Origin of the sequence: Roseivivax lentus (assembly GCF_900156805.1) — a bacterium.
GTDB lineage: Bacteria > Pseudomonadota > Alphaproteobacteria > Rhodobacterales > Rhodobacteraceae > Roseivivax > Roseivivax lentus.
On sequence record NZ_FTOQ01000007.1, the window covers coordinates 133,048 to 156,324 of the forward strand.

The 23,277-nt window shown below is 64.1% G+C and carries 22 protein-coding genes; 13 read left to right on the forward strand and 9 right to left on the reverse strand.

Annotation, left to right across the window (positions count from 1 at the left end; translation table 11 throughout):
• Positions 1 to 79: 79 nt before the first annotated feature.
• Positions 80 to 658, reverse strand: a complete 579-nt coding sequence (locus tag BW990_RS12945) for a hypothetical protein (protein WP_076448458.1) — start codon at positions 656 to 658, stop codon at positions 80 to 82.
• A gap of 146 nt (positions 659 to 804) precedes the next feature.
• Between BW990_RS12945 and BW990_RS12950 the strand changes: the two genes are divergently transcribed.
• Entirely contained in the window at positions 805 to 1,179 is a 375-nt protein-coding gene (locus BW990_RS12950; RefSeq protein ID WP_076448459.1) for a c-type cytochrome domain-containing protein, read from the forward strand.
• A gap of 97 nt (positions 1,180 to 1,276) precedes the next feature.
• Here BW990_RS12950 and amt read toward each other — a convergent pair whose 3' ends face one another.
• Entirely contained in the window at positions 1,277 to 3,328 is a 2,052-nt protein-coding gene (gene amt / locus BW990_RS12955) for an ammonium transporter (RefSeq protein ID WP_076448460.1), read from the reverse strand.
• 416 nt (positions 3,329 to 3,744) lie between these two features.
• Here amt and BW990_RS12960 point away from each other — a divergent pair, with 416 nt between their 5' ends.
• The 3 genes from BW990_RS12960 to BW990_RS21400 all read left to right on the forward strand — a co-directional run bounded on the left by BW990_RS12960 (position 3,745) and on the right by BW990_RS21400 (position 4,984).
• Positions 3,745 to 4,437: a cyclic nucleotide-binding domain-containing protein gene (locus tag BW990_RS12960; RefSeq protein ID WP_143526181.1), complete on the forward strand. Its 693-nt coding sequence runs from the start codon at positions 3,745 to 3,747 to the stop codon at positions 4,435 to 4,437.
• A 135-nt stretch (positions 4,438 to 4,572) separates the two neighbouring features.
• The gene (locus tag BW990_RS21875; RefSeq protein ID WP_159441650.1) at positions 4,573 to 4,716 is read left to right on the forward strand and encodes a hypothetical protein; all 144 of its coding nucleotides are present in this window, start codon (positions 4,573 to 4,575) and stop codon (positions 4,714 to 4,716) included.
• Positions 4,706 to 4,984 carry a hypothetical protein gene (locus tag BW990_RS21400; RefSeq protein WP_143526182.1) on the forward strand — a complete coding sequence of 93 codons (279 nt, stop codon included), beginning with the start codon at positions 4,706 to 4,708 and terminating at the stop codon, positions 4,982 to 4,984. The genes BW990_RS21875 and BW990_RS21400 overlap by 11 nt, the downstream gene beginning before the upstream one ends.
• 120 nt (positions 4,985 to 5,104) lie before the next feature.
• Here BW990_RS21400 and BW990_RS21050 read toward each other — a convergent pair whose 3' ends face one another.
• The 3 genes from BW990_RS21050 to BW990_RS12970 all read right to left on the reverse strand — a co-directional run bounded on the left by BW990_RS21050 (position 5,105) and on the right by BW990_RS12970 (position 7,134).
• The gene (locus BW990_RS21050) at positions 5,105 to 5,452 is read right to left on the reverse strand and encodes a sulfurtransferase (protein ID WP_143526183.1); all 348 of its coding nucleotides are present in this window, start codon (positions 5,450 to 5,452) and stop codon (positions 5,105 to 5,107) included.
• Positions 5,427 to 6,032 carry a sulfurtransferase gene (locus BW990_RS12965; protein WP_083950597.1) on the reverse strand — a complete coding sequence of 202 codons (606 nt, stop codon included), beginning with the start codon at positions 6,030 to 6,032 and terminating at the stop codon, positions 5,427 to 5,429. Before BW990_RS12965 ends, BW990_RS21050 begins: the two co-directional genes overlap by 26 nt.
• Before the next feature lie 205 nt (positions 6,033 to 6,237).
• Positions 6,238 to 7,134 (reverse strand): LysR family transcriptional regulator, encoded by an 897-nt coding sequence (locus BW990_RS12970; protein ID WP_076448462.1) that lies wholly within the window; start codon positions 7,132 to 7,134, stop codon positions 6,238 to 6,240.
• A gap of 101 nt (positions 7,135 to 7,235) precedes the next feature.
• Here BW990_RS12970 and BW990_RS12975 point away from each other — a divergent pair, with 101 nt between their 5' ends.
• From BW990_RS12975 to BW990_RS13020, 9 genes are all read left to right on the forward strand, one after another.
• The gene (locus BW990_RS12975; protein ID WP_076448463.1) at positions 7,236 to 7,961 is read left to right on the forward strand and encodes an SDR family NAD(P)-dependent oxidoreductase; all 726 of its coding nucleotides are present in this window, start codon (positions 7,236 to 7,238) and stop codon (positions 7,959 to 7,961) included.
• A gap of 560 nt (positions 7,962 to 8,521) precedes the next feature.
• Positions 8,522 to 9,145, forward strand: coding sequence for a class I SAM-dependent methyltransferase (locus BW990_RS12985; protein WP_234990250.1), 624 nt, complete (start codon positions 8,522 to 8,524; stop codon positions 9,143 to 9,145).
• Positions 9,146 to 10,049: 904 nt separating this feature from the next.
• On the forward strand, positions 10,050 to 12,059 hold the full coding sequence (locus tag BW990_RS12990; protein ID WP_076448465.1) for a TadE/TadG family type IV pilus assembly protein: 2,010 nt from the start codon (positions 10,050 to 10,052) through the stop codon (positions 12,057 to 12,059).
• A gap of 14 nt (positions 12,060 to 12,073) precedes the next feature.
• Positions 12,074 to 12,586, forward strand: coding sequence for a TadE/TadG family type IV pilus assembly protein (locus tag BW990_RS12995; protein ID WP_234990251.1), 513 nt, complete (start codon positions 12,074 to 12,076; stop codon positions 12,584 to 12,586).
• Positions 12,587 to 12,597: 11 nt separating this feature from the next.
• Entirely contained in the window at positions 12,598 to 13,152 is a 555-nt protein-coding gene (locus BW990_RS13000) for a TadE/TadG family type IV pilus assembly protein (protein ID WP_076448467.1), read from the forward strand.
• A gap of 267 nt (positions 13,153 to 13,419) precedes the next feature.
• Entirely contained in the window at positions 13,420 to 13,953 is a 534-nt protein-coding gene (locus tag BW990_RS13005; protein ID WP_076448468.1) for a ZrgA family zinc uptake protein, read from the forward strand.
• 6 nt (positions 13,954 to 13,959) lie between these two features.
• Positions 13,960 to 14,655 carry an ABC transporter ATP-binding protein gene (locus tag BW990_RS13010; protein ID WP_076448469.1) on the forward strand — a complete coding sequence of 232 codons (696 nt, stop codon included), beginning with the start codon at positions 13,960 to 13,962 and terminating at the stop codon, positions 14,653 to 14,655.
• The gene (locus tag BW990_RS13015) at positions 14,652 to 15,902 is read left to right on the forward strand and encodes an ABC transporter permease (RefSeq protein WP_076448470.1); all 1,251 of its coding nucleotides are present in this window, start codon (positions 14,652 to 14,654) and stop codon (positions 15,900 to 15,902) included. Before BW990_RS13010 ends, BW990_RS13015 begins: the two co-directional genes overlap by 4 nt.
• A gap of 178 nt (positions 15,903 to 16,080) precedes the next feature.
• On the forward strand, positions 16,081 to 16,545 hold the full coding sequence (locus BW990_RS13020) for a DUF3299 domain-containing protein (RefSeq protein ID WP_234990252.1): 465 nt from the start codon (positions 16,081 to 16,083) through the stop codon (positions 16,543 to 16,545).
• Positions 16,546 to 16,680: 135 nt separating this feature from the next.
• Here the strand turns inward: BW990_RS13020 and BW990_RS13025 are convergent, their stop codons facing one another.
• The 4 genes from BW990_RS13025 to gspD form a co-directional block, all read right to left on the reverse strand.
• A complete protein-coding gene (locus BW990_RS13025; RefSeq protein WP_076448472.1) occupies positions 16,681 to 18,225 on the reverse strand; it encodes a M28 family peptidase in 1,545 nt (514 codons plus the stop codon).
• 316 nt (positions 18,226 to 18,541) lie between these two features.
• On the reverse strand, positions 18,542 to 19,747 hold the full coding sequence (locus tag BW990_RS13030; protein ID WP_076448473.1) for a type II secretion system F family protein: 1,206 nt from the start codon (positions 19,745 to 19,747) through the stop codon (positions 18,542 to 18,544).
• Positions 19,744 to 21,171, reverse strand: coding sequence for a GspE/PulE family protein (locus BW990_RS13035; RefSeq protein WP_076448474.1), 1,428 nt, complete (start codon positions 21,169 to 21,171; stop codon positions 19,744 to 19,746). The genes BW990_RS13030 and BW990_RS13035 overlap by 4 nt, the downstream gene beginning before the upstream one ends.
• 1 nt (position 21,172) lies before the next feature.
• Positions 21,173 to 23,035: a type II secretion system secretin GspD gene (gspD, locus tag BW990_RS13040; protein ID WP_268794338.1), complete on the reverse strand. Its 1,863-nt coding sequence runs from the start codon at positions 23,033 to 23,035 to the stop codon at positions 21,173 to 21,175.
• Positions 23,036 to 23,277: the final 242 nt, after the last annotated feature.

Below are 23,277 nucleotides of genomic sequence, written 5' to 3' on the forward strand. Positions count from 1 at the left end.
GCGCCTGGATTTAAACCCGGCCTAAATTAGCGCGCGAAACCCGCAGCGCATCACTGCGCCGACGCCACCGGACGCGAAATCACATCTGGTGATGTTCGCAGGTGACGTTCGGGTTGAACGGCATCAGGACGCCCATCGGGTTTTCCCGGAACAGCCAGACATGCTGGTCGAAATGGGGCATGAAGCCGTGGGCCTCGTCGCCCGGCGTGTTCGGATCGTCGGCCATGTGGTCCCAGCCGCGCCCGTTCAGCACAAGCTCCTCGGTCTTGCCCGATGTCTCCCAGGCCTCCTGGAAGACGAGGTTCTCCACGGCGACAAGCTCCATCGACCCGTCGGCCTGCGGCTCGTAGATCAGCACGGAAGGCCGCATCCAGTCGGTATGCGTGCCGTTCCCGTTCACCCGTGGCTCTGTCCCGGTGATTTCCAGCAGGGCGGGGTGGATGAAATGCATGCCCATGGCGCCAAGCTCGGCGGGCAAGCCTTCTCCGGCAGCCGACACGCAATGATTGTCCGGGGTAATGTAGCCCTCTGCCAGCGCGACCTCGATATCCTGGTATTTCGAGACCGCATCGCGCATCGCATCGAGGTCAACGTCCCCGGCCCATGCGCTCATCGGCAATGCAAGCGCCGCGAGGGCACACGAAAATGTCCACTTCATTAAACTATCCTCCCTTGGCATCCAGACCGCGGCGCCTCCTCGGCCCGCGGGCTGTGAGCACGATAATCTTAGCATAATTCGGCCCTCCCGGCTAAGTTTCTCGTCGCGTGCCGGCAGGGGGGCAGGGGGGCTCGGATGGGCAGGAGATGAGGAAGCTTGGCGAATTGGCCGTCTGGTCCGTCCTGACGCTGACCCCGCAGCCCGCGCGGGCCGATGAGCTTGCGGCGCCCACTTGGGCGGATGTCTTCCCGATCTTCGAGCTGCGCTGCGTCAATTGCCACGCGGAACACGGCGCGTCCAAAGGACTGCGCCTCGACAGCTACGCCGCGATCCTCGCCGGAAGCGACAGGGGGGCCGTGGTCCTGCCCGGCCTTGCTGCAAAAAGCGAGCTGATCCGTCGGCTGACGGGCGAAAGCGCACCGAGGATGCCGTTTCTGAGCACGCCCTTGCCGGACGAAGAGGTCGCATTGATCGTGCGATGGATCGACGGAGGTGCGCGGGAGGCACCTTCGGTAAAGTAAGGCAACGGCGCCTGCCGCGCCGAGCCGAAGGCGCTCATTTCGGGGAACGGGGCCAAGTGCGATTCCCTCACAAAAGCCGGATGCGCACGCCGCCTGCTCAGCCCGCTGTCCCGGTCTCCGGTTTGCGCCGAAGCTTGCGGGCCGGGCCCGCGCGCCGTCCTTCCACGCTGTAAAGCACCGTCGGGCCGATGCCTTTCAGCCGGGCGCGGCCCTGACGCTCATAGACGAATTCGGAACCGATGCGGTCGATCACGCCCTGGCTCACGCTGATCTTGCCCGGCTTGCCGGCTTCCTCGATGCGCGATGCCATGTTTACGGTCATGCCCCAGAGGTCATAGACGAAGCGCAGGTCTCCGACGACGCCGGCCACCAGCGGGCCGCTGTGAATGCCGATCCGGACCTGAAGCGGCCGTCCGATCCGCTGGCCGATCTGCCGGGTTTCGAACAGGACCTCGACGGCCGCATCCACCGCGACAGCGCAGTGATCGGCCATGTCCGACGTGACGCCAGAGACATACATGTAGCTGTCGCCCACCGTCTTGATCTTCTCGAGGTCGTATTTCTGGATCACCGCATCGAAGCGCCGGAACAGATCCCGCAACAGGCCAAGGGATTCCTCGGGCGGAACCGAGGCGGTGTATTCGGTGAAATCGACGATATCGACGAACACGACGGTGGCATCGGTGACCTGGTCCACGATCTGGTCCGCGCCGCCGTTCATGCGCGCGGCGATCCGCTTCGGCAGGATGTTCTCGAGAAGCGCGCTTTTCTGTTCGACCGCCTCGGAGAGGTCGTTCTTCTGCGATTGGATCAGCTCGAAGGATCTCTCCAGCTCGAACAGGACGGAATTGTAGAAAAGCCCGATCTGGCCGACCTCGGTGAAGGGCGATTGCGGCGCGCGGGTCGACAGGTCCCGGTCGCGGGCCTGCCGCTGCATCACCTCGAAAAGCTCGTTCAGGTCGGTATTCGCCCCGTGCTCACCCACATTCAGCCCGATCGATTCCACGTGCTGGGTGACCCGCAGCGGCATCACCCGGTCGATGGCGAAAAGGATGCCCAGCGGCAGGGCGAAGGCGAAGAGGATCAGCACCGCCACGCCCAGAAGCTGCGCGGTCAGCTGCGACAGGAACGAGGCCGCAAGCACGTCCCCGCCGAAGAACGCGACCGCCAGGACGCCCCAGAGACCGGCCATGAAATGCACGGGCACGGCGCCCACCACATCGTCGATGCGGAACCGCTCGAGCAGACGGTCGCCGAAGATCGCGATGAGCGCGCCGACGCCGCCGATCATCACCGCCTCGCGCACCGAGACGACATCGCAGCTTGCGGTGATCGAGACGAGCCCCGCGAGGCCGCCATTCATGGCGTAGAACACGCTCGCCTTCTTCTCGAGGATCCAGGTCACGCAGAGGCCGGTCAGCACGCCGCTCGCCCCGCTGGCAATCGTGTTCAGCAGAAGGCGCGGAACGGCATCGGTCAGGCCGAAGGCGCTTCCCCCGTTGAAGCCGAACCAGCCGAACCAGATCAGCAGCACGCCCAGCATTGTCAGGGGCAGGTTGGAGCCGTTGAAGCGGCGCGCCTGACCGGAGTCGAGAAAGCGCCCCTCGCGCGGGCCGATCACGATGATCGCAGCCAGCGCGATGCCGCCGCCCACCGCATGCACGACGCCGGAGCCCGCGAAATCGTGGTATCCCAGCCGGCCGAGCCAACCGGCCGCACCGCCATCCGGGGCGTCGGCCCAGGCCCAGTGGCCGAAGATCGGATAGATCAGCGCGACGGTCAGCGCGGTGATGACGAGATAGGCGTGAAACGCGCAGCGTTCGGCGACGGCGCCGGACAGGATGGTCGCCGCGGTGCCGCAGAAAACCAGCTGGAACAGGAAGAAGGCATAGGCGCTGGCGTCGCCGAGACCGTCGAAGGCGAAGCCCGAGGTTCCGATCACGCCGCCATAGCTTTGACCGTACATGAGGCCGTAGCCCAGCAGCCAGAACAGCATCACCGAAAGCGCGAAATCCGAGATGTTCTTGATGGCGACGCTGATATTGTTCTTGGCGCGGGTGATCCCCGCCTCGACGCACATGAAACCGGCCTGCATCATGAAGACGAGCGCGGTGCAGATCAGCACCCAGACAAGGTCAACCTGACTCATGCAAAGGCGCCCCGATATCGGCCGCAATGGACTGGCAAAAAACGGGCGCAATCATCAATGAAGCCTTGGCCAAACAGGAACGGAGAAATTTCCGTTGAGAAATTGGTATCCGATGAAAGCCCGTTTTCACAATCGGCAAATGTGATTTCGGTCTGTGATACATGGAGTGTGCGGCTGCGACAGACCGACGCCTGCAAAATATCGCTGACCGGGCAATGGTTTACGGATGGGCTTTGCCGCGTCCGACCGCAGATGCGGCCTTGCGTCGGTCCCGCCTAGCCGTTCAAATGGTGCGCTTGACGTCGGGGCGCCGGCGGCTTCTGCCTGCACCGGACACATGCCCGGACGGGGCAGGACTTGCGCGTCGGGTTTCGGCCCTCAAAGCGATATCGAAGGAGCATCTCGAAGAGATGGAAATGGTTCAACAAGTGATAAGTCCGAGTTCGCTTCTCATTATCGGCGCCGTCGGCACCTATGTGATCGGCTTTCTGTGCCGCGATCAGCTCTACATCCGGACGCTCATCGTGATCGGCAGCGTGTTCTACGCGATCTATTACTGGACGGTGCCCGCAGAGCCGCTCTGGGAGGCGATGATCGGCACCACGCTTATCGGCGCGGCCAGTCTGCAAGGGGCCATCCAGATCGTCTGGAGCCGCACGATGATCTCCGCCCCGCGCGGCACCCGGCACGTTCTCGAACGCCTGGGATATATCGAGCCGGGCCTCTTCCGTCACCTGATGCGTCTGGGCGAGCGGCAAACGATCCGGGAAGCGACCGAACTCGTGACCGAGGGCGTGCGGCCCGACAGCCTGTGGCTGCTGCTCGATGGGGACCTCATGTTGAACCGGCACGGTCAGGCCCCGACCCAAATCACCGGCCCCTGCTTTATCGGTGAGGTCGCATGGCTGCAGGGCGGTGGCGCCTCGGCGACCGTCACCGTTAATCCGGGGGCGGACGTGGTGCGCTGGCGGCATGACAGCTTGAACCGGGGCCTGCGCCGGAACCATCGCCTCGAACTCGCGCTCGAAGCCCTGATCGCCCGGGATCTCGCATCCAAGCTGTCCAGGAGCGCGCCGATAGATGCGGCGCCGCGGAGTGTCTCGGCCTGATCGCGCGCGGTGCGCCCCGCTTTCAGAACCTGGCCTCGATCTGCGTCGGCTGAGGCCTTCTCCGCCGGTTTTCGCCCGAGAACTTTCGTAATAGGGCCGCCGATCTTAGGTCTGTCCTCCCGAAAGGAGGTCCGTTTGGACGGAGAACGCGATCAAGCTTCCGCGCCTATTGGCGCGCAGGTCTCGGAAAGACACCTCGCATCCAGCGACACGCTGCCACCCGACGTCATCGACATGCTCGAGCACGCGATGCCGCAGCGCGGCTCTGGTGTTCAGTAACGAGACGCCGCTCGACGCGAACCATATCCTGCGCGCCTTTGTCTCTGGAGCGTGCGGGACTTCCACGGCACCCGTGCAGCGCACCCGGAAACACCCGGAAGCGCACATTCGGGAGGCGCAACTGGTCTTGCCGATCAAGCACCGCAGCACGGTGAAGGGCGGTAAGGACCCCGCGCCATGCTTCGGCCCGCCGCGTCATGGGCAGATTGGCGGCCTGAGCCCCATCGGCGACGGCGTCTGGCTGGGGGGCGGCGTCGGATTCCGATGAGAAACCGACCTGACCTCTGATCGCTCAGCGGTCAGGTCGATCTGCGTCCGTCAGGCGGGTCGGTTTCCATGTCAGGACCCGCACCGGATATGCTCTGCGAGGGGCGCGGCGGGCGCCGCCTCAGAACCGGATCTTTTGCTCGGCCTCGCGGCCCGAATGGGTCCAGTCCGCCATCGAGCCGTCATAGAGCAGCGCCTCGTCGTTGCCGAGAAGCTCGTGACTGACGAACCAGCCGATGCTCGCCAGGTGTCCTGTGTTGCAGAAGTTGACCTGAGGCCCCGAGACGGGAATGCCGGCCGCTTGATAAAGCTTGCCGAGCGCGCCGGTGTCGCGGAACGCGCCTTCTGCATTCGTCGTGATCCAGGTATGCGGCAGGTTCTTCGCGCCCGGCAGGGTTCCGGCTTCCGTTGCCGCGCCCGACTTGCTCAACCCGAGATGAAAATCATCCGTGCGATTGTCGACGAGCAATGCGCCCCGGGGCCGCCAACCCCTCGACAACCTCGGCGGACAGCAGCATTTCGGGACGGGGCATCGCGACAAAGTCTTCTTCGTCAACGTCCACGGCGCCCGCCTGCAGGGGGTTCCGGGGCTTCTTGTCCGCGTCGAGAACCGCGACATAGGCCGCCATTCCACCGTTCAGGATGGAAACCTCGTCATGGCCCAGATAATTCATCGTCCAGTAGATGCGCGTCGCCGCACCCATGTCCGACGATGACGTGCCGGCGGGGATCAGGACGACATGATCGTCATTGGAAATGCCGATCTCTCCCAAATGCTCGGCGATCAGATCATGGTCTCTGACAAGACCGCGCACCGCACCGACCTTCGTCCGCCATTCGTCCTCCAGCCCGCCATATTGCGTGTGGACGGCCCCCGGAATGTGCGCTTCGAGGTAGGAGGGCTTCGGACGCAGATCGACGAAAACGACGTCTTCGGCGTCCAGATTGGCCTTGACCCAGTCCACGTCGACGAGGGGGTCCGCTGCAAATGCCGCGGACGCCGACAGCAACACGCACGCCGCAACGGACAGCCTGAGAAAAGAATGCATCACGTCCTCCTCCTGAAACGGTGGCTGTCAGCGGCGACGCTCGCCGATCATCCGCCGAAGACGCGCGCGCTGAACACCCACGCGGATTGTGCCCATTCTCGGCACCGGGGGCGTTGATGAAGATCAAGTCACGGGACCTCTGGGCAGAAGGCAGGGTGTCTTGCGTGCCAGTCTTGGAGCGCGGACGCGACAGCGCTCTCCGGGATCAGTTTCCCAAGCGGTCCCTCAGGAAGTCGATCATGGCGCGCACCTTGCGGGGCAGGAATGCGCGGCTGGGGTAAAGCGCGAAGGCGCCGGTATCGAAGTCGGTCGCGGTGGCGTCGTGATCGGGGAAGAGGTCGACCAGACGGCCCGCAGAGAGGTCGCGCCCCACGAGCCAGTCGGCCAGCAGGACGGGCCCCAATCCGTCGAGCGCCGCCCGGCGCAGCGACAGCGCGTTGGCGATGATCGTGCGCCCGGAAACCGGCACCTCGAAGGGCGTCCCGCCCGGCCGCCGAAACCGCCAGCGGGTGCGGAATTCCGGCAACGCGAAGCGCAGGCAATCATGCGCCGCCAGGTCTTCCGGCTTGCGGACCGGCGGATGCGTCGCGACGTAGCCGGGCGACACGCAGACCACATACCGGGTCGTCAGAAGCCGCGTGCTGATGAGGTCGCCGGCCGGGGCTGCCCCCAGCCGGATGGCGAGATCGACGGCATTGGCGGCGATGTCGAGATTTGCATCCGTCGGCAGAAGCTCCACCGACACGTCCGGGTAAAGCGCATGGAACGCGCCCAGATGGGGCACGATGCATTCATGCGCAAAGGCGACCGAGGCGGTCATCCTGAGCGTGCCCGAAGGCGCGCGCTGCGCCTGCGTCGCGGCCTCGCGCGCGGCGTCCAGCTCCTCGAGAAGGGGGGCAATACGGCGCAGGTAAATCTCGCCCTCTTCGGTGACGGTCAGCGAGCGGGTGGTGCGGCGAAAGAGGCGCAGCCCGAGTGCGGCTTCGGCCGCGGCCACGGCGCGCGAGACCGAGGACGGATCGACATTCAGCACGCGCGCGGCGGCGGCGAAGCTGCCCTGTTGCGCGACCAGCGAGACCGTTCGCAGAAGTTCGGTGTCCATTCATGCAGGATGCGCATGACTATACTGCTCATCAAGTTATTTTTCGGCGCAGATCGCATGGGTAAGTGAAGGTCATCGCTTCAACACAAAGGATGAATCCCATGAACTTCGAAAACACCATCGCCCTTGTCACCGGGGCCAATCGCGGCGTCGGTCGCGTCTATGTTGCCGAGCTGCTCGCCCGCGGCGCCGCCAAGGTCTATGCCGCCGCGCGCAATCCCGACAGCCTCGCCGCCACCGTCGCGCTCGATTCGGCCCGCGTCGTGCCGCTTCGGCTGGACGTGACCCGGGCAGACGAGATCGCCGCAGCGGTCCGCACGGCCTCCGACGTCACGCTGCTCGTCAACAACGCGGGCGCGCTCAGCTTCGGCGGCGCGCTGGAGGTGGGCCAGGACGCGATCGACCGCGACATGGCCGTGAACCACGGCGGCCTGCGCGACGTGACCCGCGCCTTCACGCCGGTGCTCGAGGCCAACGGCGGCGGCACATTCGTCAACATGCTGACGCTGCTCTCGTTCGTCAGCGCGCCGGGCTTCTCGGCCTACAACGCCTCCAAGGCGGCGGCCTGGTCGATGTCGATGTCGCTGCGCGCCTATCTGCGGCCCAAGGGCATCGCGGTCGTCAACGCCTTCCCGGCCGGGATCGACACCGACATGCTGGCCGGGATCGAGGCGTCCAAGGATACCCCCGAGGCCGTCGTGCGCGACGTGCTCGACGCGGTCGCGGCCGGGGAGGAAGACGTCTATCCGGCCTCGGCGGCTGACATCTTCGCGGGCTGGCGCGCGGATCCCAAGCAGGTCGAGGCCGCCTTCGCCGCCATGATGTGATCCCGGCGGCCGGGGCCTCAGGCTCTGACCGCGCGGCTCCGGCGTTCACCGGGGCCGCTATCCTGCAACGGCCAGGACGGTTCGGGCCGGTCCGGGGTCCGGCCATTTAAATCCTCAGCAATACGCGAAGATGGAAGGCCGGTGAAAGATAGGGGTCGCTATCGCAATTCGCGGCGCATCTCGACACGGCGACGATGTCGACGCGGGTCATGAGGAGGTCTTTCAGTCCGATCATCGTCCAAGCCCTTGGGGCTCCGTGCCCAGCCTGTGTTTTACTCGGGAACCTGTCCAGAATGAGAGGATATTGTGGCCATTTTGGAAACAATGAAGAGGCGCGAATAACCGGGATCGCCAATCCGCGGGCGAGGGACGCGGTTTCCAAGCTTACCTTCGGCATGGGGCGATCATCAATGACCCTCGGGAGCGGGCCGCAGCGGTCCTGCGTGTCGGATGCCGCGAGGGGCAGGTCCGAGCCCATAGCGACGGATCCTGCGCAAGGCTCCAACGTCTTCTTTGGTGGGATGCTGGCAAAGTGCATTCCATAATGGCAGGGTCCTCAAATGACGGAGCCCGCTAGACAAGAAAAGAGTGCTTACGACGCTGTCGCACCCCGCTGGGGCGACAAGATGAGGGCGCTTGGATACTACGATGCTTATCTGGGCTTTCTCTCGGCACAACGGCGGCACATCGATAATGACTTGCGGGTCATCGACGTGGGCGCAGGGACCGGGTCCTTTGCAGAAGCCTGGGTTGCAATCCATGGTCCCCCCCGTGAATTGGTACTGTTGGAGCCGAGTCCAGCAATGCTCGAACGGGGTCAGGCAGCATTGCGCAGGCGCGGGGCAGAGCCGCTGTTGGTCAAGGCAGTGTTGGGGGAGACAGAACTGGCCCCGTCAAACGAAGTGTTGGCGGCGCATGTGATCGAGCATTGTCCCGACCCATTGCTTGCACTCCGCCAGATGCGTGATCTTCTCCATCCGGGCGGGCGGCTTCACCTCGTGGTTTCCAAGCCCCATTGGTGCAACGCAATCATCTGGTTTCAATGGCGTCATCGTACGTTTCAAGAGAACGAGATACTGACGCTTCTCACCGAGGCCGGTTTGAATGTCGAGCGAGTATATCGCTTTCCCTCCGGCCCTCCCTCACGGACGAGTCGCGGAATTGTTGCCATCCGTCGGAACTGAACGCTCATTGCGGAATCGCCTGTCTTGTATGCCCTAACTACGCCATTCGAGCTCACCTAACGCATGTCAGCTTCGTCCCGCTAGGCAGACCGTCGTTGTTTGCGCCGAGGAACGGCGCTGTTCCGCACTTGATCGAAGGGTGCCCAATCGGGACACCGGGTCGAACGTCCCGAAGGCCCAAGCAGACCGGAAGGGGCGTGCCGGTGGTTCTTCGCGGTGTGATCTGGCCCGGTCTTGGTCGCAGGGAGCGGCTGGCAGGAGTGGCGCGAGACCCGTTGCGACCGCCTTTGCAGGAACTCTGCCTGCCGAAGGCCATGGTGGAGGGCCCAGTTGAGGGCAGTTCCTAATTGCGGCACCTTCTGCGCTTGAGGGAGGGTGGGCAAAAGCACCCGCGCCATGTCCGGATCGCGTCGAAGAGGCCGTCAGCCACGCGGCTTCAGGGCATCCGAAAAGCCCAGAAAAGCCCTGGCCGCGCCGCTTCGCGTGAAGCGCCCGCTCTTGCAGAACACGGATCATGCCGGACGCATGAGGCCTATCCCTATCGGTCTGCGCCCAAATGCGCCCGAATGCCTTATTCTCTCCAACCCGGCCGATGGATCGTGAAAAACCGGCCAAATCCGAATCGCCGGATCCGCTCAATAGGCCCAATTATGGCGATATGCGGACTTATGACCGGGCCCATTGCAAACTGATCCAAGCACAATCCCCCAAGACGTCCCGGACTGTCGCCCATCCTCTTCCAAAGACAGCCAATTTCGACAAACTTCTCCAATCCCGCCACATGTTGGGCTAAATTGTGGCGGGGGCCTGAGCGACGAAGGGCATCTTCGATTTGCGGATCGGCAGATGTAACGCGATGGGCAAGTTTTTTGGTAATCCGACACCGCGTTGCACGCAGACATGCGTGGCGCGCGATATCATTCAGGACTGCGCCAGCCGGTTCTGGACCGAGCAGCATGGCAGCATGTCCTATCTGGGTCTGACCACCGCTTTCGTGATGATGGCGTTCGGGGGCATCGGCGCGGATCTGATGCATGCCGAACTCAAGCGCACCAAGATGCAGAACGCGCTCGACCGCGCGGTGCTCGCGGCGGCGTCCATCGAAAACGAGCGGGACGCCGAATCCGTGGTGCGCGAATATTTCCGCGTGCAGGACATGGAGGAGGCGCTGGTCGGCGTCACGCCCGTCGAGGACAAGGCTTACCGGCAAGTCACCGCAGGCGGACGGCAGGTCATGCCGACGAACTTCATTCAACTGCTCGGGATCGACAACCTGCAGGCCGAGGGTCTGGCCACCGCCGAAAACGGCGTGACGAATATCGAGATCGCGCTGATCCTCGATATCTCCGGCTCGATGACGGGGCGCAAGATCGAGCAGCTGAAGCAGGCGGCGAGCACCTTTGTCGACAACGTGTTGGGCCCCGAGGCGTCGCAGCAATCCACCTCGGTGTCGATCGTGCCCTATAATGCGACGGTCAACATGGGCACGGTCCTGCCGGGCTATATCGCACTCGACCGGCAGCACGATTATTCCAACTGCGCCGTATTCGCGGAAGCGGCCTTTTCGGGCACCGCGCTCGATGCATCGGCCCCGCTGGAACAGCTCGGGCAATTCGACCCCTATTCCAATGACGTGATTGCGGGGCAGGCGGATCGGCACTGGTGCCACGGTGGAGATACAGCCGCCATCGTGGTGCACAGCTCCGACCCCGCAGCCCTCAAGGATCAGATCGCCACGCTGACCGCAGGCGGAAATACCGCGATCGATGTCGGGATGAAGTGGGGGGTCGCGTTGCTCGACCCTGCCGCGCGCGGCGTTGTCGGTGCGATGGCCGATGACGGTCTGGTCGATGCCGGTCACGCGCAGCGCCCGGATGCCTATGGCACCAAGGAGACGCAGAAATTCATCGTGCTGATGACGGATGGCAAGAACACCACGCAATACGATCTGAAGCCCGGATTGAAATCCTCGGACGCGCTGACGGGCATCTTCGTGAACACATACGGGACCGAGGATCTCTCGGATGACGATTATTCCGTGCGTGTCGACCCGGTTCCCGGGCTTGCGGCCGACCACTTCCCGGCCTGGTCGCAGGCGATTTCGAACTTCGTGATGTATTTCGACACCGACCATGACGGCGCCTTGGATTTCGCGCACAAGATCGAGGCCATGCCGGACACGGCGCCCCGCGATCTGGACGTGTTCCTCGACAAGGCCGTCAGGCTTGCCGCACTCAACGATCCGCGCATCGACGGCGTCCAGCAGCTTCTGGGCGTGTCGATCGAGGGTGGTCCGGCGACGAGCCTGCATTTCGCGGTTCGCGGCGACCGAAACGGCCCCTTGGCCGATCCGGGCCCGGTCATGAATACCGGCCCGGTGCCCGGCGAGACATGGAGCTTCGCCGACCTCCAGGCCGCGGCCGCCTCCGCGGCGGGGGCGGGTCTTGGCAACGGTCCCCACAGCTACTTCTGGACGCGCCTCGGCGGGGACGAAGACGCGCGCTACCAGCCGCGCATCGACGGCCTCGAGACCAACTCGGCCCATGTATACGAGCTGACCTACAACGATCTCTTTCATCGTTTCGGCACCCGCGTGGCCGCGGATCTGCTGTTCGCGAGACCCTACGCGGACGGCCTGATCGACTGGGACCGCTATCAGGCCCTGCGGTCGCCCTATCGCGCCATTGCCGGGGGCGCTGCCGCCGATGCCCGGCTGTCGCGGATTTGCGGCGCCGCCAAGCGGGAAGGCGTGGTCGTCTACGCCATCGGCGTGGAGGCCCCGGAGGAAGGGCGCCGGGCCATGCGGGATTGTGCCTCCTCGGCCTCCCATTTCTTCGACGTGGAGGGCGACGAGCTGGAGAACACGTTTTCCGGCATTGCCCGCAACCTGACCCAGTTGAGGCTGATCCAATGACGCGCTTTTGCCAGATGCTTCGCCATTTCCGCCAGAACGAGGACGGTACGATGGTGCTGCCCTTCACGCTCTGGATCACCATCTTCCTCTCGCTGATCGTGTCGACCATCGAGCTTGGCACGATGACCATTCGCCAGACGGTCATGGAACGCGCGGTCGATACCGCGATGCGCGACCTGAAGATCGGCAAGCTGCCGGGGGATGCGGCGACGCTCAAGGCGGCGATCTGCGACGGCGCTTCGATCCTGCCGTCCTGCGCGGAAAACCTGCATCTCGAGATGATCCGCCTCGATATGGAAGAATGGCAGCAACCCGCCGCCCGGGCCGATTGCGTCGATACCGGCGCGGTCGCGACGCCGCACCGCACGTTCCAGCAGGGGGACGCACATGAGGTCATGCTGGTCAGGGCCTGCTTCAAGTACAAGCCGATCACACCCCTGGGCGGCTTCAATGCCAGCCTGCCCAAGGACGAGAACGGCTACACGGCACTCGTCTCGAGCAGTGCCTTCGTCAACGAACCGCTGTGAGGATTGGGTAAATGATCAGGTTTCTTCAAGGCCGGCTGGCCGCCTTCGCCAAGGACACGCGCGGCTATGTCAATGTCGAGGCGGTGATCGTGCTGCCGATCCTGCTGTCGCTCTTCGGGGTCGGGTGGGTCTATTTCGACGCCTTCCGTCAGCAGAACGTGAACCAGAAAGCCAATTACGCGATTAGCGATATCCTGTCGCGGCAGACCGATTACATCGACGCGGGCTTCATCGACAGCACCTTCCGCCTGTTCCAGACGCTGACCCTGAGCAATGGCTCCGACGGCGCGCTGCGCGTAAGCCTTGTCGAGTATGACGGCGCGCTGGGCGCCTGGGATGTCGTCTGGTCCCAGACGCGGTCCGCCGACGGCGCCTTCGACGGTGCGGGGCCCGAGGCCCTGGAGACCCGCTTGCCGCAGGTCATCGACGGCGACCAGCTCTTCGTGGTCGAGACGGTGGACCGCTACCAACCGGCTCTGCAGATCGGCCTCGATCCCTTCGACATCACCACTTTCAGTTTCACCCGGCCGCGTTACGCCGCGAAAGCCGCCGAGGCGGCGGGCTGAGGCGCACACGTGTCGCCATGGCTTGGTGGCCTGAGCGCAGCGAAGGCAGATGACCTGCTTCCGGGCGGCTCCCGCTTCCGGCAGTCCAACTTGGGGGCAGAGCGCACGGGATCACGCGACGTGATGCAACAACCCGCCGCAAAGCAGGTGCATCGCATTTCGGCGGCTGCTAGAGTTCGACGGACTGAAGCCTCATTGCGGTGGCGGCAAAACCATCTGCGCCATTCCTAGTGATCGGAACGCCGTGTGACAAAACAAATCTCCCTGATGGCGCTCTTGTTGGCGGCACCTGCCTTGGCAGACGACACCCGTCAGCTCGATGCCCACGAACATGGGGTCGGCACGCTCGACATGGCACTTGACGGCGAAACGATCGTCATCGCGTTTCAGGCACCCGGCTCCGATATTGTCGGCTTCGAATATGCAGCGCGGAGTGACGCGGACGTGGCGGCCGTCGATGCGGCCAAAAAGGCGCTTGGGGATCCGCTTGCGCTCTTCGGCCTGCCGGATGCCGCCGGTTGCGAGGTCGAGGATGCGAAGGTCGAGGTCGAAGGCGGTGAACACGGTGACGATCACGCCGGTCACGACGATGATGGGCATCGCGACGAGACCGGCCATACCGAGTTTCACGCAGCCTACGAGATCACCTGCAGCAATCCCGACCGCATCGACGCTCTGACGTTTTTCTACTTCGACGTCTTCGCCAATGCGCGAGAGGTCGAGGTGCAGATCATCGACCCGACAGGCGCCCGGGCCTTCGAAGTGGACCGGGATCGACCCGTCCTCGACCTGGGGCGCTGACAGCCATTGGCGGAGCCGGTTCTTGAACTGACGGATGTTGCGTATCGCTGGCCGGGGCCTGCAAGCTTCGGTCTTGGCGTGTCCGATTTGCGGGTCGAGAAGGGTGAGACTGTCTTGCTGCTCGGGGAAAGCGGCTCGGGGAAATCCACCTTGTTGTCCCTGATCTGCGGCACAATCCTGCCCGACCGAGGCATCGTGAGGGTCGCCGGAACGGACCTGACCGCCCTGGGAGGAGGGGCCCGTGACACGTTCCGCGCCGAGCAGATCGGGGTTATCTTCCAGCAATTCAATCTTCTGCCCTTCGGCACGGTGGCCGATAACATATTGCTGCCACTGTGTTTTGCCCGGACGCGACGCATGCGCACCGGGGACGGCCCGGCCGCGGTCGCGGCACTGTGCCAGGCGCTGGGCCTTCCGCCGGACGTCCCGGCCATGAAGGCCAGCGCCCTCAGTGTGGGCCAGCAACAGCGCGTCGCCATCGCGCGCGCCTTGATCGGGCGGCCACCCCTGATCATCGCCGATGAACCCACATCGGCTCTGGATGCTGACAGCCAGGGGGCGTTTCTCGATCTGCTCTTTGAGCAAGCCGTCGGGCACGGGATGTCCCTTGTCATGGTCAGTCACGACCAGCGCATCAGCGACCGGTTTGACCGGGTCATGCGCATGGAAGATATCGCCCGGATGTCCAGGGGGCACAAATGATCCTGCGGCTGGCCATCGCCTCGCTCTGGGCCCGGGCCCTGACCGTGGGCATGACGGTTCTTGCCATCGCGCTGTCGGTGGCGCTGTTTCTGGGCGTCGAGAAGGTGCGGACCGGGGCGAAATCCAGCTTTGCCGACACGATATCGGGGACGGACCTGATTGTCGGGGCGAGATCGGGGTCGGTCCAGCTCCTGCTCTATTCCGTGTTCCGCATCGGCAATGCGACCAACAACGTCACCTGGGAAAGCTATCAGGACATCGCGTCCCGTCCCGAGATCGACTGGATCGTCCCGATTTCGCTGGGCGACAGCCACCGCCAGTTTCGGGTGATGGGAACGACCACGGCCTTTTTCGAGCATTACAGATACCGCCAGGACAGATCGCTGGAGCTGTCCAGCGGGGCTCTGATGGAGGACCTCTTCGATGCCGTGATCGGCGCCGACGTCGCCGCCACATTGGATTACGGCGTGGGGGACCCGATGGTCGTCGCACATGGGCTCGCGTCCTTTTCCGAACACGAGAACCAGCCGTTCCGCGTGGCGGGCATCCTTGCCAAGACCGGCACTCCGGTGGATCGGACCGTGATCGTCAGCATGGAAGCCATGGAGGCGATCCACGTCGATTGGGCGCAGGGCGCGCAGATACCGGGCCAGGCGACGCCGACCGACGCGATCCGCGCGATGGACCTGACCCCGCAAGCCGTCACGGCGGCACTGGTCGGCGTCAAAAGCCCCTTGCAGACCTTCGCACTGCAGAGAGCCATCAACGAATACCCCGAGGAGCCCCTGCTGGCGATCTTGCCCGGTGTCGCCCTGCAAGAGCTTTGGGGGATTGTCGGGATTGCCGAAACCGCGCTGCTCGCGGTCTCCGCCATGGTCGTCGTGACGGCATTGATCGGGATGATGGCCACCATATTCTCCGGGCTCAACGAACGCCGCCGGGAGATGGCGATCTTTCGTGCGATGGGCGCCCGCCCGATCACGATCCTCGGCCTGCTCGTGCTGGAAGCCATGCTGATGGCCGCGGTCGGTGCCTTGCTGGGGATGGCCTTGCTCTATGTCGGCCTGCTTGTCTCGCAGCCCATACTCGACCATGCCTTCGGCCTGTGGTTGCCCATCACCACGCCAAGCCTGCAGGAGGCCTATGTCATGGCCGGGGTCGTCATTGCCGGTGCGGTCGTCAGCATGATCCCCGCGCTGCGGGCCTACCGGATGTCGCTGGCCGATGGCATGATGGTCCGATCCTGACCCGATCTTGCGCCGTCCCGAGGCCGGGCGAGGGGGCAACTCCCGCCAAGGCAGTATTGCGAACCCGCCCGCGATCGCGCATCCTCGGCGTGCCGGATCGCAGCGGGGCGACCGAATGAGGGAACGCAGAGCCATGATGTCTCAGGGAGTGAAGCGCCGAACTGTTCTTGCCGGCGCCTTGGCCGCACTTGCCATGCCCCGGGCCGCTTTGGCCGAAGAGATCTACGATATTCGCTGGAAAGACCTCTTGCCCGCCGATCAGCCGGTCCTGAGAAACGCCTTTCGCGACGTGATCGACCATGACGGCGCGCCGCTTTCCAGCCTGCAGCCGGAATCCAGCGGCGCCCGGCATGAATGGGACGGCAAGATCGTCCGTATTCCCGGCTTTGTCGTTCCGCTCGATTATGCCGGGTCCGGCGTCACGACCTTCATCCTTGTGCCGTATGCCGGTGCCTGCATCCACGTCCCGCCGCCGCCCGCCAATCAGCTCGTCCTCGTCACGACGGAGGAGCCTTATGAAAGCGGTGGTCTGTTCGAGGCAGTGAGTGTCACGGGCCGTCTGGGTATCACGACGGTGTCCACGGAGCTTGCCGAAGTCGGCTATTCGCTGGTCGCGGACAAGATAGAGCTTTATCGCTCCTGACCTTTTTCGACATCCGATGATCCTTGCCGGTTCGAACCGGACGCCAGTCGTTTCCATCGCCTGAAACGAAATCACCCCGGGGAAAACCCCGGGGTGACGAGGGCCGCGCAAGGCAGGCCGTGAGTTCGGGTTCGATTACTTCTGGAACCGCTTGCCGAGCATTTCCATGCCGGTCATGAAGCCGACCTGGCGCAGCGCGGCACCGTTCGTAAAGTTGCCTTTGCCTTCGACGCCGTTGATTTCGCTCGTGTTCATTCCGTAATAGAGCGTCGACGCAGCGATCGCATCGGAGTTGATGTCCAGTGCCTTGTCGCTGTTGTTGTCGAAGGTATCGCAGACCAGGTGGTAGCAGGGATCGAGCTGTTCGCCCGCCGTGCCGCCCCAGATCGCGGCCTCTTCGTCCGACTTGATTTCCTCGGCGCCGGTGAACAATCCGCCGGCCGGGATGCCGACCAGATCGATGAAGGGACCGTAGTCGGACCGACCGGAGAAGTCGGTGCCCTTGTACGGCTCGCCGCGGGATTCATAGAAACCCTCGAAGAAGGCTTCGATCTGCGCAGACCCGTCCGGGCCGGGGCCGGCGCCGACTTCGTCGGAATCATCGCCATCGTAGATCTTGAAGACGTAGTTGGGCGAACCGACCATGTCGAAGTTCAGGTAGAGCGCGATATCGAAGATCTGGTCGTCGCCCGCGAAGAACTTGTCGATCAGGTCGTTGACGTAGAATGTCGACCCGATCAGGCCGGATTCCTCGGCGCCCCACCATGCAAAGCGGACCTTGTTGACCAGGTTCACCTTGCTCATCTGGATCGCGGTCTCGAGGATCGCCGCGGATCCGGAGCCGTTGTCGTTGATGCCCGGACCGGGGTTCACGGAATCGAGGTGGGCCCCCACCATGACGATGTTTTCCGGATCGCCGGTATTGGTTTCCGCAAGGACGTTGACGGTGGTGAACGGCTCACGCGTCGTGTCCGTCGTCAGCGTCATTTCGAGGCCGGCCGTGCCTGCCCATTCGACACCGCGGTCGTATGTTGCGGACACGACGGGAAGGTCGCCAACATAGCTGTCGGAGAGCGTACCGCCGAACAGCACGTCGCGGCTCCCATCGTCTGCATTGCCCTGGTTGAAGATGATGACTCCGATTGCGCCCGATGCTTCGGCGTTGTTGGCCTTTTGCTCGAAGGAGCACGCGCCACGCTGGATCAGCGCGATGCTTCCGGCCGTGAACCCGGCAAAGTCCGCGATTTCACAGCCCGACGAAGAGGCATTGCCGCGCCCGAGATCGAGGTCGACGGGTTCGACAGGGCCGGAGGCCGTGCCGCTGCCCGAATAGGACATCGTGAAGAAGTCCACGAGGTACTCGTAGGTCGTGGCGACCGGCGCCGTTTGCTCGAGCATGGCGTCCGAGTTTTCGTTGAAGATCACGAAATCAAACGGCTGGATGACCGGGGAATATCCCGCAGCCGTCAGTTGTTCGACGACGTAATCGACGGATCTGTCATATCCTTCGAAACCCGACGCCCTGTTATTGGGGAAAGAGTCGTTTGCGATCTCCTGCAACGCGCTTTGGTGCGCCCGGACGCCTTCGAGGGTGACGCATTCGGTAAGCTTCGCGATGTTGTTATTCGACCGGTTTTCACAACTCTTCGGTCCTGCGGCAGCAGCGCTGGCGAGCGCCATGGAACTGGCTCCTGCCATAAGTCCCAATATCAATGTGCGATTGCGCATGTCTTGTCCCTCCCAGAATGGGGAACACGTCAATTCGACGTGCAGTTGTTGTTGTTTGCGTCTGAGCAGTCGTGGTCACAAAAAATTTAAACAAGAAAGCTGGACTGCATCGGCGAAGTCTAGGAAGCGCCCGCGATTCCATCAATAGGCATGAACGCGAAACAAGGCTGCCCATACGTAAACACAAGATTTGGCGTGGTATTCCACCCGAATATCCAAGATATGCGGCGCGCGCCGCTGCGGCATACCGGAATCCGCTGAAGCCCGACTAGGGTTGGATCGCGCCCTGAATGTCGAATATCGGCAGCAATACCGACAGGACAATCGTGAGAACGAAAGCCCCGATGAGCAGCATCAGCATCGGGTCAATCAGGGTCGCAATGCGTTTTCGATCGTTCGCCAATCCGGTTTCAATCATCAGCGCCGCGCGCTCCGTCATCTGCGCCACGCGCGCCGATTTCTCACCTGCTTCGACGAGTTGCAGGGCAATGGGCGGCACGAAACTGGTCAGGGCCAAAGCCGCCGACAATCGACTGCCGCTTTCTATGGCCTGCGTCACGCGCTCGCTTTCCATCCTGAAATCCCGGATCGCCAGAACATCGGTGGCATAGCGGGCGCCCTCGATCACCGGCTGGCGACTGCCGATCACCAATGCAAGCGTGCGCAGGTATCGGGCCGCCGCATCCTGTCTGAGAAGGCTCCCTACAATCGGCAGGGTCAACAAGGCGCGGTGCCATCTATCCCTGATCGGCGAATGACGCAGCAAGAGCGGAATTCCGACAATCAGCCCGAGCAGCCCGGACAGAAGCACCACGTAGTTGCGAGCGATCCATTCGGTCGCCCCGAGCATGAAGCGGGTGATGCCGGGCAGGGGGCGGTTGGTTGCCTCGAACATGGCCGCCAGTTGCGGCGCCACGGTGACCATCAGGATGCCACAGACGAAGAACGCAAAAATGGCGACGAAGGCGGGATAGATCAGGGCGGTCGCCAAGACGGCCCGATCCGCCCTCTTGGTTTCCAGATGCGACGCGACGGTGTCGAGCACCGCGGCAAGATCGCGAGAGGCCTCGCCAACCCGGATCGCCGATATGACGTAGGACGGAAAACCGGTTTGCGCCTGCTCCAGCGCCTCGGACAATGGCGCGCCTTCGCGGACCAGCGCGCGGGTCTGCCGCACAGCGACATCGATCGCGCCCGTGCCGCTTGCGCTTTGCGCCACCGAAAGCGCTTCGTCCACCGGCAGACCGGACTCGATCAGGACCGCCAATTGCCGGGCAAGGACGGCCTGCATATCCCCGTCGAGGCGCTTGCGGCGCCCGCGCGGCAAGCGGCCCTTGACGTCCTCGTCGATCGTTTCCGGAAAAAGCCCCTCGGCCTTCAGCTTCGACGACACTTCGGACCGGTCCGACGCGATGTCGAGGCCGGTCTTGAGTTTGCCGTCGCCGGTATAGGCGCGCCAGGTGAAGCTTTTCATCGGCCCGTCCCGAGCACCCGCTCGACCTCGGCCAGATCGGTGACGCCGGACGCGACCTTGCCGAGCGCCTCGCGCATCAGGCCGCTTCCGCCGGTCAGGTCGCGCAATTCGGCTTCGGGGGCGGCGCGGTCGATCGCGGCCCGGACCGCGTCGTCGATCTCGACCAGATCGTATATGCCGATTCGTCCGCGATAGCCCGCGCCGCCGCAACTCTCACAGCCTTTCGCGCGGAAAAGGACATCGGGCGGCGCGATGTCTTCGGCCGCGAAAAGCGCCACGTGTTCAGGCGTCGGGCTGTGGGCTTCCTTGCAGTCATCACAGAGATTGCGCAGCAAACGCTGGGCGATCACACCCCGCACCGTGGCGGATATCAGGTAATCCTCGATCCCCAGATCGCGCAGACGAATGACGGCACCCACAGCCGAGTTGGTGTGCAGGGACGAGAATACGAGATGCCCGGTCAGGGCGGCCTGACCGGCGATGGACGCGGTTTCCTGATCGCGGATTTCGCCGACCAGAATAACATCCGGATCCTGCCGCAGCGCCGCCCGCAACCCCGCGGCGAAGGTCATGCCGATATCGGCATTGATCTGGGTCTGGTTGAGCCCGTCGAGATTGAATTCGACCGGGTCTTCCACGGTGATCAGGTTCCGTTCGTCCCGGTTGGCGAGTTTGAGGAGCGAATAGAGCGTCGTGGTCTTCCCCGACCCCGTCGGTCCGGTCGCGAGGATGATCCCGTCGGGGCGTGCCGCGAGCCGTTCGAGGATGCGAACGTGCCGGTCCGAGATCCCCAACGCCTCGAGCGGCATCAGGTTTGCGTCGCGGTCGAGAATGCGCAGGACGACGCGCTCTCCATAGCTGGAGGGCAGGGTGGAGACGCGGGTGTCGATCTTGCGTCCGCCGACACGCAAGCCCACGCGGCCATCCTGCGGCAGCCGGGTTTCGGCGATATCGAGGCCCGACATGACCTTGAGACGGGACACCACGCGGGCGAGGGGGACATCGGCCTCATCGTAGATCGGCAACAGGAACCCGTCGATGCGCGCCCGGACACGCAGGCCGCCTTCGTAGGGTTCGAAATGCAGATCGGACGCGCCGCGCTGCACGGCTTTTTTCAACAGCTGGTTCACGAGCCGAATGACCGGAGCGTCCGAGGGATCATCCAGCAGGTCGCGTTGCTGCAACGCCGCCTCGTCGGCATCGCCCAGATCGAACAGCACGGCGTCCTCGTCGCCGCTATTGCCGTAGAGCTTCGCGATGGCGCTTGCGAAGGCCTTCTCATCGAGATGAGCGGGCGGGGTCGGAGTGGGAAAGCGCCGCAGCATTTCGCGCAATCCGAAGCTCGTGGCCTCCGGTCCGATCAGAAGGCGCGTGCCATCGTGGGCGACCTGTTCGGCCTGCGCAAAGCCATAGCTGACGCGCATGTCACTCAAGCCCGCCCTCCCCGAAGCGCAGGGGCGACGGCAAGGGCGGGAACATGCGCTCGCGCGCGACGCTGTCGACGAAGAGCGCGTCGAACGGCTGGTTCAGATCCGCCCCGTCGAAGGGCAGCCGCCCGTCGGGAACCCGGGGGAACCGTCCGTCATCAAGCGGCTGGATCAGGTTGGAGGCCGCGCGGGCGTCCCGTGCGGCCTGCGCGGACAGCGCGGCCGCCTCCGCATCGGTCGACACGATCCGGGGGCGCAGCATCACCAGAAGGACCCGTTGATCGGCATTGGCAGACCGGCCCCGGAACAGGTTGCCGATGATCGGAAGATTGCTGGCGCCGGGCACTCTCTGGCCGACGGAGCCGTTGCCGTCCTCCAGAAGCCCGCCAAGCATGATGACCGAACCGTCGCGCACGATGACGTTGGTCCGGATGGACCGCTTCGCGGTGATCTCGCCCCCGGCATCGGAGGACGCGTTGGTGAGGTTGGACACTTCCTGGCTGATCGACATCCGCACCGTGTCGTCCAGGGTGATTTGCGGCACCACGCGCAGCGTCAGGCCGACATCCTGACGTTCGATCGTCTGGAAGGGCTGCTCGGGCACGGCGCTGTCGCCCACGGTCGAGAAGGACCCCGTGACGAACGGCACGTTCTGCGCGACGATGATCTCGGCTTCCTGATTGTCCAGCGTCAGGATCGAGGGCGTCGACAGGACGCGCGTCGTGCTCGACCGGCTGAGCGCCGTCAGGAAACCGGCGATGCGGTTGTCGCCCGATTGCTGCTCTCCGGCGATGAAGCCGCCGGAGCCCGGATCCGCGACCTGACCGTCATCCGCCGCAGACAGCACGCCGGACAATGTCTGCCGGCCATCGAGACTGAATTGCGCGCCGCCCGCGACCGCATCGTTCAAAACGGCGCCGAATTGCACCGAGAGGTCTGAAAAGGTCTGGACGGACAGCTCGAAAATGAGCGCTTCGATCAGGACCTGATCCGGGCGCCGGTCCAGCGCCTGGATGGCCTGCACGATGGAATGGGAGCGGTCGGCGGGCGCGGTGATGATCAGCGCGTTTGACTGCGTGTCCGCCACGACCGTCACGGTCCCGGCCTGAGGCGTGCCTTCGGCATCCGTCGTCGCGCCGAAGCTGCGCGAGACGACATCGGCGAGCTGGGTCGCATCCGCGTAGGCAAGCCGGACGACCCGCGTGAGCAGGGTCCGTTGCGGCGTGTCCAGCTCCCGCACGAGCTGGCGGACCCGATCCCGGAAGGCGGCGGGGCCCGCGACGACGAGCGTGTTGGCGCGCGCATCCGCGGACAGGGTCGCACCGACCGGCGCGATGTTCAGGCTCAGGATCGTCTGTACCATCTCGGGCGCGCTGCCGTTTCGCACGGGTATCGTCTCGACCGATTGGCTCTGGCTGTCGAGCCGCGCGATCACGGCCTCGATCCGGGCGAAGTTCTCGGCCCTGTCCGAGATGATCAGGGACTGGCTGTTCTCGACTACCGACAGCACCGCGTCGTCCGGCAGAAGCGGCCTGATGACGGAGGCCACGTCGTTGGGGTCCGCGCTTAGAAGCCGGATCACCCGCGTTTCGAAACCGCCGGGAGGGCTCGGGGTGCGTTCCTGCGCCGAAAGGGTGCTGGCGCTGGAGATGGGCACGATCCGGTCCGCTTCGCGGCCTTCCACGATCGTCAGCCCGTTGAGCTCCAGGACGTTGAGAAAGATCTCATACAAGGCATCCGGCGAGACGTTGCTCGGTCCCACGACATTGACCTGACCGTTGACCGACGGGTCCAGAACGAAGGTGCGGTTGGATTCCTCGGCGACGATCCGGACAAAGCCCTTCAGGTCCACATTGCGCAAATCCAGGCTTTCCTGCGCCGTTGACGGACTCGCGCAGGCGAGCGCCAGAAATAGCGCACCGCACAAGTTTCTGAACATGGCTTTGCCCCTTGAACTGCCTGTCTCGACCTCCCGTTTACTATCGCGGCAATTCGCCCATGTGTCCATCGCCCTGTCCGCACCGGTGCGGCGATGATGCATCCTCCGCCTATTCTCGCGCATGGCGTGAAAAAATCTCGACGGGGCCCGGCGAAGTGTCTAAA

Bases quoted from the DNA above. Each gene is read 5' to 3' on its own strand.
- BW990_RS13035 (WP_076448474.1), bottom strand. From the start codon at position 21,171: ATGCGCGTCAGCTATGGCTTTGCGCAGGCCGAACAGGTCGCCCACGAT.
- BW990_RS12945 (WP_076448458.1), bottom strand. From the start codon at position 658: ATGAAGTGGACATTTTCGTGTGCCCTCGCGGCGCTTGCATTGCCGATG.
- amt (WP_076448460.1), bottom strand. From the start codon at position 3,328: ATGAGTCAGGTTGACCTTGTCTGGGTGCTGATCTGCACCGCGCTCGTC.
- BW990_RS13030 (WP_076448473.1), bottom strand. From the start codon at position 19,747: ATGAAAAGCTTCACCTGGCGCGCCTATACCGGCGACGGCAAACTCAAG.
- BW990_RS12960 (WP_143526181.1), top strand. From the start codon at position 3,745: ATGGTTCAACAAGTGATAAGTCCGAGTTCGCTTCTCATTATCGGCGCC.
- BW990_RS13025 (WP_076448472.1), bottom strand. From the start codon at position 18,225: ATGGCGCTCGCCAGCGCTGCTGCCGCAGGACCGAAGAGTTGTGAAAAC.
- BW990_RS13000 (WP_076448467.1), top strand. From the start codon at position 12,598: ATGATCAGGTTTCTTCAAGGCCGGCTGGCCGCCTTCGCCAAGGACACG.
- BW990_RS12985 (WP_234990250.1), top strand. From the start codon at position 8,522: ATGACGGAGCCCGCTAGACAAGAAAAGAGTGCTTACGACGCTGTCGCA.
- BW990_RS13005 (WP_076448468.1), top strand. From the start codon at position 13,420: ATGGCGCTCTTGTTGGCGGCACCTGCCTTGGCAGACGACACCCGTCAG.
- BW990_RS12995 (WP_234990251.1), top strand. From the start codon at position 12,074: ATGCTTCGCCATTTCCGCCAGAACGAGGACGGTACGATGGTGCTGCCC.
- BW990_RS13015 (WP_076448470.1), top strand. From the start codon at position 14,652: ATGATCCTGCGGCTGGCCATCGCCTCGCTCTGGGCCCGGGCCCTGACC.
- BW990_RS12975 (WP_076448463.1), top strand. From the start codon at position 7,236: ATGAACTTCGAAAACACCATCGCCCTTGTCACCGGGGCCAATCGCGGC.
- BW990_RS12950 (WP_076448459.1), top strand. From the start codon at position 805: ATGAGGAAGCTTGGCGAATTGGCCGTCTGGTCCGTCCTGACGCTGACC.
- BW990_RS12970 (WP_076448462.1), bottom strand. From the start codon at position 7,134: ATGGACACCGAACTTCTGCGAACGGTCTCGCTGGTCGCGCAACAGGGC.
- BW990_RS12965 (WP_083950597.1), bottom strand. From the start codon at position 6,032: ATGCATTCTTTTCTCAGGCTGTCCGTTGCGGCGTGCGTGTTGCTGTCG.